This is a genomic window from Micromonospora sp. CPCC 206060, assembly GCF_036906895.1.
Taxonomy (GTDB): Bacteria; Actinomycetota; Actinomycetes; order Mycobacteriales; family Micromonosporaceae; genus Micromonospora.
Map to the genome: position 1 here is coordinate 22,618 of NZ_JBAKHU010000061.1, position 9,532 is coordinate 32,149.

General features: G+C 71.5%; 7 protein-coding genes. 5 read left to right on the plus strand and 2 right to left on the minus strand.

Going from position 1 to position 9,532, the window contains the following annotated elements; translation table 11 throughout:
* Window positions 1-189: 189 nt before the first annotated feature.
* The 3 genes from V6U90_RS26725 (at window position 190) to V6U90_RS26735 (ending at window position 4,027) form a co-directional block, all read left to right on the plus strand.
* A complete protein-coding gene (locus V6U90_RS26725; protein WP_334442233.1) occupies window positions 190-819 on the plus strand; it encodes a TIGR03085 family metal-binding protein in 630 nt (209 codons plus the stop codon).
* Between the two features lie 230 nt (window positions 820-1,049).
* A complete protein-coding gene (locus V6U90_RS26730; RefSeq protein ID WP_334442236.1) occupies window positions 1,050-2,003 on the plus strand; it encodes a terpene synthase family protein in 954 nt (317 codons plus the stop codon).
* A 197-nt stretch (window positions 2,004-2,200) separates the two neighbouring features.
* Window positions 2,201-4,027: an AMP-dependent synthetase/ligase gene (locus V6U90_RS26735; RefSeq protein ID WP_334442239.1), complete on the plus strand. Its 1,827-nt coding sequence runs from the start codon at window positions 2,201-2,203 to the stop codon at window positions 4,025-4,027.
* A gap of 52 nt (window positions 4,028-4,079) precedes the next feature.
* Here V6U90_RS26735 and V6U90_RS26740 read toward each other — a convergent pair whose 3' ends face one another.
* Together V6U90_RS26740 and yczR are read right to left on the minus strand one after the other, a co-directional pair.
* The gene (locus V6U90_RS26740) at window positions 4,080-6,494 is read right to left on the minus strand and encodes a low temperature requirement protein A (RefSeq protein WP_334442242.1); all 2,415 of its coding nucleotides are present in this window, start codon (window positions 6,492-6,494) and stop codon (window positions 4,080-4,082) included.
* A gap of 174 nt (window positions 6,495-6,668) precedes the next feature.
* Window positions 6,669-8,126: a MocR-like transcription factor YczR gene (yczR, locus tag V6U90_RS26745; RefSeq protein ID WP_334442244.1), complete on the minus strand. Its 1,458-nt coding sequence runs from the start codon at window positions 8,124-8,126 to the stop codon at window positions 6,669-6,671.
* A gap of 59 nt (window positions 8,127-8,185) precedes the next feature.
* On the opposite strand from yczR, the gene yczE reads away from it, so the two are divergent.
* Both yczE and V6U90_RS26755 read left to right on the plus strand, forming a co-directional pair.
* On the plus strand, window positions 8,186-8,830 hold the full coding sequence (yczE, locus tag V6U90_RS26750; protein ID WP_334442246.1) for a membrane protein YczE: 645 nt from the start codon (window positions 8,186-8,188) through the stop codon (window positions 8,828-8,830).
* Window positions 8,831-8,898: 68 nt separating this feature from the next.
* Window positions 8,899-9,363 carry a hypothetical protein gene (locus tag V6U90_RS26755; RefSeq protein WP_334442249.1) on the plus strand — a complete coding sequence of 155 codons (465 nt, stop codon included), beginning with the start codon at window positions 8,899-8,901 and terminating at the stop codon, window positions 9,361-9,363.
* Window positions 9,364-9,532: the final 169 nt, after the last annotated feature.

The following is a 9,532-nucleotide window of genomic DNA, read 5'->3' on the forward strand; positions in this document are numbered from 1 at the left end:
TACCGAGCGAATGCGACAGCGTTGACCCGGTCCGGTTATGGCGGCGGTCACACCAGGTGACGCCCGTGGTGGCGAGGGCCCCGCACGAGCGTTAGGAAGGGGCCCTTGTACAACCGAATCCGATAACCGGGAACCCTTCCTAACAGCGCGTATCGGGCCGTTGCCGACCGGGCGCCATACCATCAGGGCATGCCGAGGTACGCCCAGACGGAGCGCCAGGCGCTCGCCGACCTGTTCCTGGCCCTCGGGCCGGACGCCCCGACCGTCAACGAGGGCTGGAACGCCCGTGATCTGGCCGCGCACCTGGTGGTACGGGAGCGCCGCCCGGACTCGGCTCCCGGGATCATGTTCCGCCCGCTGGCCGGCTACACCGAACGGGTCCGGCGGCGGGCCGCCGCGCAGCCCTTCGACGAGCTTGTCCGGCAGGTACGCCGGGCACCGTGGTGGAGTCCGCTGAGCAACCCGCTCACCGACGAGTTGGTCAACACGGTGGAGTACTTCGTCCACCACGAGGACCTGCGCCGGGCCCAGCCGGACTGGCAGCCCCGGGATCTGCCCGCCGGGTTGCAGGCGGCGCTCTGGAAGCGGGTACCCCCGATGGCCCGGGTGTCGCTGCGTCGTTTCCCGGCCCGGCTGCTCATCCAGGGACCCGGGTACGGCGAGATCACCGTGGGGGCCGGCGGCGAGCCGGTCCGGATGGTCGGGGCGCCCGCCGAACTCGTGCTGTTCCTCTTCGGTCGGCAGCGGGTGGCACGGGTCCAGCTCGACGGGCCGGCCCAGCTGACGGGGCAGTTGCGCACCGCCCGGTTGGGTCTCTGAGGCCCGTACCCGTCGGCGGCGAACCCGCCCGACCGCCCCGCACATCCAACGCTGACGATGCCCCCGTAGGCTCATCGGCGCAACCTCTCGGGCCGCCGCGCCGCCCGACGGGCCGGGGTACCGTGCGGCCTGCGCACGTCAGCCGGTGACGGGTCGGAACACGAGCCGGGTTGCCGGGCCGTGGACCGTACCGCCGACAGCGGCCCGCCGGTTCAGCGGCAGGAGGACCGATGCGCGGATTGGCTGTCGCGGCGTTGACCAGGCCACCGTTTCCCTCGCGCGTGCATTCCGGGGTGGCCGAGGCCGGGGCCACATCAGCCCGGTGGGCGTCGGAGTTCGGGCTGGTGGCGACCACCGCCACCGCGGAGCGCCTGGCTCAGGCGAACCCGGCGGACCTCGCCGGCCGGGCCTGCCCGGACGCGGACAGCGATCGGCTGCTGCTCCTGACCGACCTGGTCACCTGGCTGTTCGCCTTCGACGACAGCTGCGACGACGACGGGCTGGGCGCCGACCCGGCGCGGCTCTCCCCCACCGTGGTCCGGCTACTCGACATCCTCGATCTGCTCGGCGTCCCGGCACCGGCCGGGCCGCTGGCGGCGGCCGGCCCGTTCGGGGTGGCGCTGCACGACCTGTGCCGGCGGGCCCGGGACGTCGCTCCGCCCGGTCTGCTGCTGCGCTTCGCCGGCCAGCTCCGCGACTATCTGCTGGCCCTGCTCTGGGAGGCGGCCAACCGGGAGCGTGACCGGGTACCGGGCGTGGCGGAGTACGTGCGGATGCGACGGTACACCGGCGCGGTGCAGCCCAGCTTCACCCTGACCGACCTGGCGCACGACGCGTTCCCGGTGTCCGGTCGCCTGGCCGACCCCCGGCTGACCGCCCTGGATGCGGTCGCGGCCGACCTGGTCTGCTGGTGCAACGACGCGTTCTCCTATGACAAGGAGCACCGGCTGAGCCGGGACGGCCACAACCTGACCGTGGCCATCGCCCGGGAGACCGGCCAGGACGAGCGGGCGGCCCTGCTGGCCACGGCCGGGCGGTTCAACGCCGGTCTGCGGCGTTACGCCGAGCTGGAGTCGGCACTGCTGACCGACGGGGAGCCGGCGGTGGTCCGGTTCGCCGCCGCCCGGCGGTGCTGGATCCGCGGCACCTACGACTGGTCGCTCAACGCCGCCCGGTACCGGTGACCCGACCATCGCGCCGGGCGGTGGTCGCCCGCCGCGATGGTCGGTACCGGTCACCAAGCCCGTATTGGCATTACCGGGAAATGGCAAGCCGTGACCGGGTGAGGACTAGCCGATCGGGGCGGCCGGGCAATACCCTTCGGTAACCGCACATTACCGTGACCGAGGTCACGTCCCACCCCTCGAAGGCGGCTACAGCGATGGCTCTCGATGTACCGTACCGGTCCATCCCGGATATGTTTCTCAAGCGCGTGGTGGCAACCCCTGATCACGACGCGTTCGCCCATCCCGCACCCGACAACTCGGGACCGGTCTGGCTGACCTGGCAGCAGGTGGGGCACCGGGCCAGAGCGGTCGCCGCCGGCCTGCACGGGCTCGGGGTCGGCCAGGAGGACCGCGTGGCGATCCTGGCGAACACCCGGCTGGAATGGGTCATCGCGGACCTGGGCATCATGTGTGCCGGCGGGGCCACCACCACGGTCTACCCCACCACCGAGCCGGATGACGCGACCTACATCATCGCCGACTCGGGCTCCCGGATCCTGATCGCGGAGAACGCCGTCCAGGCCGGCAAGATCGCCGGAGCGACCCTGCCGGCACTGACCCACGTCGTGCTGATCGACGGTGCCGCCGACCCGGCCGCAGCGGTCCCCCAGCTCACCCTGGCCGAATTGGAGGAGCAGGGCGCCCACGCGCTGGCCGCCGATCCGGGGCTGATCGACCGGATCGTCGAGGGCATCCAGCCGGACCACGTGGCAACCCTGATCTACACCTCGGGCACCACCGGCCGCCCCAAGGGCGTGGAGCTGCTGCACGCCGGCTGGGCCTGGGAGGCCGTCGCCCAGGCGAAGCTGGGCCTGCTCACTCCGGACGACCTGCAGTACCTCTGGCTGCCGCTGTCCCACTCGTTCGGCAAGACCCTGATCTGTGGCGTAATCCACGTCGGCCTGCCCACCTACGTCGACGGCCGGGTGGACAAGCTGGTCGAGATGCTCGCGGTGGTCCGCCCCACCCTGATGTGCGGCGCGCCCCGGATCTTCGAGAAGGTCTACAACAAGGCGGTCACCACCGCGCAGTCCGAGGGTGGTGCCAAAACGAAGATCTTCGCCTGGGCGGTCCGCACCGGCCGGGAGAAGGTCGCCCTGGAACAGGCCGGCAAGCCGGTCCCGGGTGGACTTCGACTGCGCTACGCGATCGCCGAGAAGCTGGTCTTCAGCAAGCTCCAGGCCCGGCTGGGCGGGCGGATCCGGGTGCTGGTGTCCGGTGCGGCGCCGCTGAGCAAGGAGATCGGCGAGTTCTTCGCCGCCGCGAACCTGCCCATCTCCGAGGGCTACGGGTTGACCGAGACCAGTGCGGGCAACTTCGTCAACCGGCCGGGCGGGATCCGGATCGGCACCGTCGGCCAGGCCATGGGTGACCTGGAGTGCCGGATCGACACCGACGGGGAGATCCTGCTCCGGGGCACACCGGTGATGCGCGGCTACCACAACCTGCCCGAGGAGACGGCCGCCGCGTTCACCGAGGACGGGTTCTTCCGCACCGGGGACATCGGTGAGCTGGACGCCAACGGGTACCTGCGGATCACCGACCGGAAGAAGGACCTGGTCAAGACCTCCGGCGGCAAGTACATCGCACCGTCGCACATCGAGGGCATGTTCAAGGCGCTCTGCCCGTACACCTCGCAGGCCATCGTGATCGGCCAGGCCCGCAACTACTGCACGATGCTGGTCACCCTGGACCCGGACGCGATCACCGGCTGGGCGGCCGACGGTCCGTTGGCCGGGCGCAGCTACGCCGAGATCGTCACCTCCGCCGAGGCCGGGCAGATGGTCCAGGAGTACGTCGACCAGCTCAACGCCAAGCTCAACCGCTGGGAGACGATCAAGAAGGTCACCATCCTGCCCCGCGATCTCACCATCGAGCACGGCGAGATGACCCCGTCGCTGAAGATCAAGCGTCGGGGGGTGGAGGTGAGCTTCGCCGCCGAGATCGACCGGATGTACGAGGGCAGCCTGGCCGAGATCTGACCGGTCAGCGGACCGGCGGGACAGGGGTCGCGCCCCTGTCCCGCCGGTCCGGTCAGTCGGGCGGGTTCAACTGGGCCAGGGTCGCCTCGATCGCCACGAAGGCCAGGCAGGTGACAGTCAGCACGATCAACGCCACGAGCAGCGGCAGACCGACGGTGGTCGGCGCCAGCGCCACCAGCAGGATCGTCCAGATCAGCCGGGTGGACCGGACCGACCCACCGGTCCGCCACCAGAAGGCCTGGACGGCGAGGAGGAAGCAGACCGTGCCGCCGTACAGGGTCAGGTGCGCCACGTCTGCCACGGCCGGGTCGGTTCCGGTCAAGCCGACCGTGTCGACGGTCTCCCGCAACCCGAACGAGACCAGCACCGCCCCCGCCACCATCGGCAGGTGCAGGTAGGTGTAGCCATCCCGGGCCATTCCGGTTCGCCGGTCGCCGGTCGCCTCCGCCACCGATCGTTCCGCCGCGGTCGCGTCCACCCGGAAGTACACCCACCACAGCGTTGACAGCAGGGCGACCCCGAGTAGCAGTGCGACCAGTAGCAGGGCGGAGAGCCGACGGTCGACCACCGCGAGGCCCATCGAGATGATCGCCTCGCCCAGGGCGATCAGGATAATCAGGGCATGCCGGTCCGCCCAGTGTTCGGCCGAACGGATCCGCCAGCCACGGAGGCCGATCAGGACGCCAGCACCCAGGTCGACGGCGATGGCGGCCACCCAGAGCCACACCCGCACCGGGTGCAACTCCCTCGGGTCTGCGCTCGGCACCCACCCGGACGCGGCGACGGCCAGCAGGGCCAGGGCGATCCCCGTCGGCACCATCAGCCGGTAGACCTGCCGGCGCAGATCCGGGTTTCCCCTGGCCAGCAGCCAGGTGCCGGCGATATGAAATGCCCGGATGGCCGCATAGCACCAGACGAACAGCACCGGACCGGGCAGGCCGCCGCTGGTGCCGAAGAACGCCTGGGGAATGACGAAGGCGATGACCAGGGTGTTGACCATGACCGCCATCAGCACCAGGCGTACCGGCCCGGCCTCGGACCGCACCGAGTTGGACAGCCAGGCGAAGCAGGACCAGGCCCACCAGAGCACGATCAGCACCAGCATCCCGCGCCGCAGACCCCGCCAGCCCGGATCGGCGGCCATCAGCGCGCTCACCTGGAGGAAGGCGTACACGAAGACGAGGTCGAAGAAGAGTTCCTTGGGGGTGACCCCGCCCGCCTCCCGCTTCGTCGGCCGGACCCGCCGGTGCAGTTCGCGGTGCCGGTGCCGGAAGACGGTGTAGTCGGCGAGCACCAGGGCCGTCACCACGCCGGCCAGCACGGCCATCGCACCGAGCACCGGCAGCCCGGCGGCGACCGGGATCAGCACGATCACCAGGGCCACGCCGAGCAGCGGCGAGCGCCCCCACCTGCGGTCGGTCCGGAACTCGAAGCCGATCAGGCCGAGCAGGTAGACGGCCACCCCGCCGTAGAGCACCTCGACGGGCCTGGCGCCGAGCTGAGCAGCGCCCTGCCCCAGGTCAGCGAGGGCGACCTTGAGGCCGAACGAGATCAGGATCAGGCCGAAAATCATCGGCAGGTGCAGGACCGAGTACGCCTGCAGCCCCATCAACGTCCGTTCCACGCCGGTCACCCGGTCAATGGCCTGCTCGCCGGCGTATCGGGCGATGTCGAAGTAGAGCGACCAGAGCACCCCGACGATCACCACGCCCAGCACGATCCCGCCGATCATCGACCAGGTGACCGGGAAGACGACGGCGAGTCCCTGACTGACGCCGATCGAGATGATCGTCTCGCCGATCGCCACCAGGATGATCAGCGCGTGCCGCTCGGCCCAGTACGCCGCCGAGGTGATCTCCCAGTGCGCCGCCCGGACCATGGACATGCCCGCGTAGTCGATCACAATGGTGAGCAGCACCAACCCGAACTGGAGCCAGTCGACCACCGGCCCCGGCGGAAGGTACTCGGGCAGCAGACCGGCCGCCAGCAATGGCAGCACCGCGACCCCGGTGAACGGGAGGAAATTGACGAGCCCCCGGCGGAGCGGGGCATCCCGCCACCGGGTGCCGATCATGATGAGGACGGGTCCCAGCCGCGCTACGGCGTACCCGACGACGAAGACCAACCGGCCCAGCAGTCCGGCGGGCCGGTCGGCCGGTATCTCCTGGAGGCTCACCCCGACCAGGAACATGGTCGCGGTCAGCACGAAGACCAGCAGCGGGGTGATCCCCCGGTCGAGCCGGAGGAAGGTCCCCAACCAGGGATAGGGCGCCCAGCACCACCAGAGCAGTGCGATCAGCAGCAGGCCCCGGGTGAGCCCTTCGGCGCTCATGTCCGCGGCGGTCAGCCCGGTCACGTTGAGGAAGGCGTAGACGAAGACCAGGTCGAGGAACAGTTCCAGCCGGGTGACCCCGGTACCCGCGCCGACCAGGTGGATGCGCTCGGTCAGCCACCTTGCCCCGGCCATGCGTCCACTCTGTCAGGCACCCGGCCGGCGGGCGGCGATCCCCGGAAAATCCACCCCGGTCGCCGGGCGGGGCAGGGAGTCCGGGTCGGCCGGGGTTGTTCGCGGACTCACGGGCCCGCAGGCTCACGGGCCCGCAGGCTCACGGACTTCATGGCACCGGAGCCGACCGGCCGGTCAGGCGATGACGGCGGGTTCCCGCCAGCGCGGCCGGCTCGCCCGGTCCAGGTCGTAGCGGACCGACGCGATCCGGCCCACCGCGTCGACCAGCTCCGGAGCGGGGAGGGTGAACGGCAGTCGCAGGAAGCGCTCCAGCGTGCCGTCCAGCCCGAACCGTGGACCGGGCGCAAGGCGTACCCCGACCTCCTCGGCGGCCCGGGACAGGGCACTGGAGATCGGTCCGTCCAGCTCAGCCCAGAGGGTGACGCCGCCGCGCGGGACCCGGACCCGCCAGTCCGGCAGCCGCTCGGCCAGGGCGCCCAGCAGCGCGTCGCGCTGGGCGGTGAGCTGGGACCGCCGGGCCGCGGCGATCGCCGGGGCGGCCCGGAGCAGATGTACCGCCACCAGCTGGTCGAGCACCGGGCTGGCCATGTCCACCCCCACCCGCGCCGCCGCCAGCCGCTGCACCTGGGGAGCGGAGGCGCGTACCCAGCCGATGCGCAGACCACCCCAGTACGGCTTGCTCATCCCGCCGATGGAAACCACCCGGGAGTGCCGGTCGAAGGTCGCCGTCGGCGGCGGTAGCTCGGCGCCGTCCAGCGGAAGATCCACGAAGGACTCGTCCACCACGAGGTCGGTACCGGCCACGTGGGCCGCCGCCACCACCCGCTCGCGCAGCTCGGCGGGCATCAGGTGCCCGGTGGGGTTCTGGAACTCCGGGATCAGGTACGCCATCCGGGGCCTGGTCTGGCGCAAACTGCCCAGCAGCAGCTCGGCGTCCCAGCCGGTACCGTCCAGCGCCAGACCGTGGGTGGCGATCCGGGCCCGCCGGGCAGCGAGGGCGGCGAGCGCGTTCGGATAGGTGGGCGACTCGACCAGGACGCTGCCGCCGGGCGGCAGGCCGAGCCGCAGCACCAGATCGAGGGCGTGCTGGGTACCGCTGGTCACCATGATCTGCTCGGGGCTGGTCGGCAGGCCCCGGTCGGCGTACCCCTGGGCCACCGCCTCCCGCAGCTCCACGATGCCAATCGGGTGGTAGCCGGCGCCCCCGAGATAGCGGGGCAGGTCCTCGGCGGCGGCCCGGGCGGCGTGGATCAGTTCGGGCGGTGCGGCCAGTGCGGCACAGCTCAGGTCGATCATGTCCAGGTCGTCGGTCGGGGTCCAGAGGCCGGAGCTGGCCACCCGGTGCCCACCCGGCAGCATGGTCCAGCTCCCGGCGCCGCGCCGGCTGGCCAGGTGGCCACTCTCCCGCAGCTCCCGGTAGGCGGCGGTGACCGTGGTGCGGCTGATCTTCAGGGCCTCGGCGAGCTCCCGTTCGGCCGGCAGCCGTACGCCGAGCGGCAACCGGCCGTCGGCGAGCAGCCCCCGGACCGCACCGGCGAGGGCGGCGTAGTCGGGGCTACGTCGGCGGCCCGGCAGGGCGTGCCACTGCCCGAGCAACCGGGCCAACTGCCCACCCCGTACCTGACTGGTCATGGCCGCGCTCCGAGAATTGGCTCTAACTGTTGAGGTAATTGGCTCTTAGGTTGGCATGCATGGCAAATATTGGCAACCTCCGGGAGCGGCCGGTCAGACGGCTGGGTCAGCTCTACGTCGGATTGGTGCTCTACGGCGTGAGCATGGCCCTGATGATCCGGTCCACTCTCGGCCTGGACCCCTGGGACGTCTTCCACCAGGGCGTCGCGCTCCGCACCGGCCTCTCCATCGGTACCGTGGCGATCGCCACCGGCCTGCTCGTCCTGCTCCTCTGGATCCCCCTGCGGCAACGCCCGGGGCTCGGCACGGTGAGCAATGTCCTGGTCATCGGAGTGGCGGTGGATGCCACCCTGTTGGTGCTGCCGGTCGCCGGGCCGGTCGGCGTACAGGTGGTCTTCCTGGTTGCCGGGATCGTGCTCAACGGGCTGGCCACCGGCCTCTACCTGGGTGCCCGGCTCGGCCCGGGACCCCGCGACGGACTGATGACCGGCTACGTGGCGCGGCGTCCGGGCCGGTCGGTCCGCCGGGTTCGCACCGTCATCGAGGTGAGCGTGCTGGCCCTCGGCTGGGTACTCGGTGGCACCGTGGGTATCGGCACCCTGGCCTACGCACTGGTCATCGGGCCGTTGAGCCACGTGTTCATCCCGCTGTTCCAGGTGGTGCCGGTCGCCACGCCGACGCGAGCTGCGGGCCACGCCGTCTGAGCAGGGTCGTTGCGGGCAGCGGAAAGCGGATGTTTTCCTCTGCGGCATCCAACCGGCATCATTTCCCCATGGGGGCTGAGGGATGGCGTTGGTCCGACGCCTGGATCTTCGTGTCACTGGTGATCGCGAGCGGCGCCGGCCGGCAGCGACGGGCGCCGTCGAGCCGGCGGCCGGAAGGGGTACGCCTGGCTGACGTCCTCTCCACCGCCGACCATCTCAACCGGGCGATACCGGAGCGGCACGAGGTGGAGGAGGCGGTCCGCCGGCTCGCCGGAGCCGGCCTGGTCAGCGTGACCGACGGGTGGTTCCGGATCACCGCTGCCGGTGAGCAGCTGTGGCGGTCCCGGCCGAGCGCCGGCCTGGCCACCACCGTCGACACCGTCCAGGGGGTGCTGGCCCGCCGGCACACCCCCGGCGCGGCGGACTGGGACCTGGACGAGGCGGAGCACGCCGCAGCCGTACAGGAGTACCTCAAGCGGTCCATCCCCACCCCGCGGCGCTCACCCGAACCCGGCGGACCGACCCGCGGCTGACCCACCAGCCGGCAGTTGACCCACCGGCCGCTGGCCCGCCGGCCGCTGGCCCGCCGGCCGGTCCGGGGGCGGCAGGTGCGCAGCATCGGCAGGGGCGGGGGTCGGCTAGGCCGCGTTTCGTAAGGCTCGGAGCCACTGGTCGATGATGGCGATGGTGACGGTGGCTTCG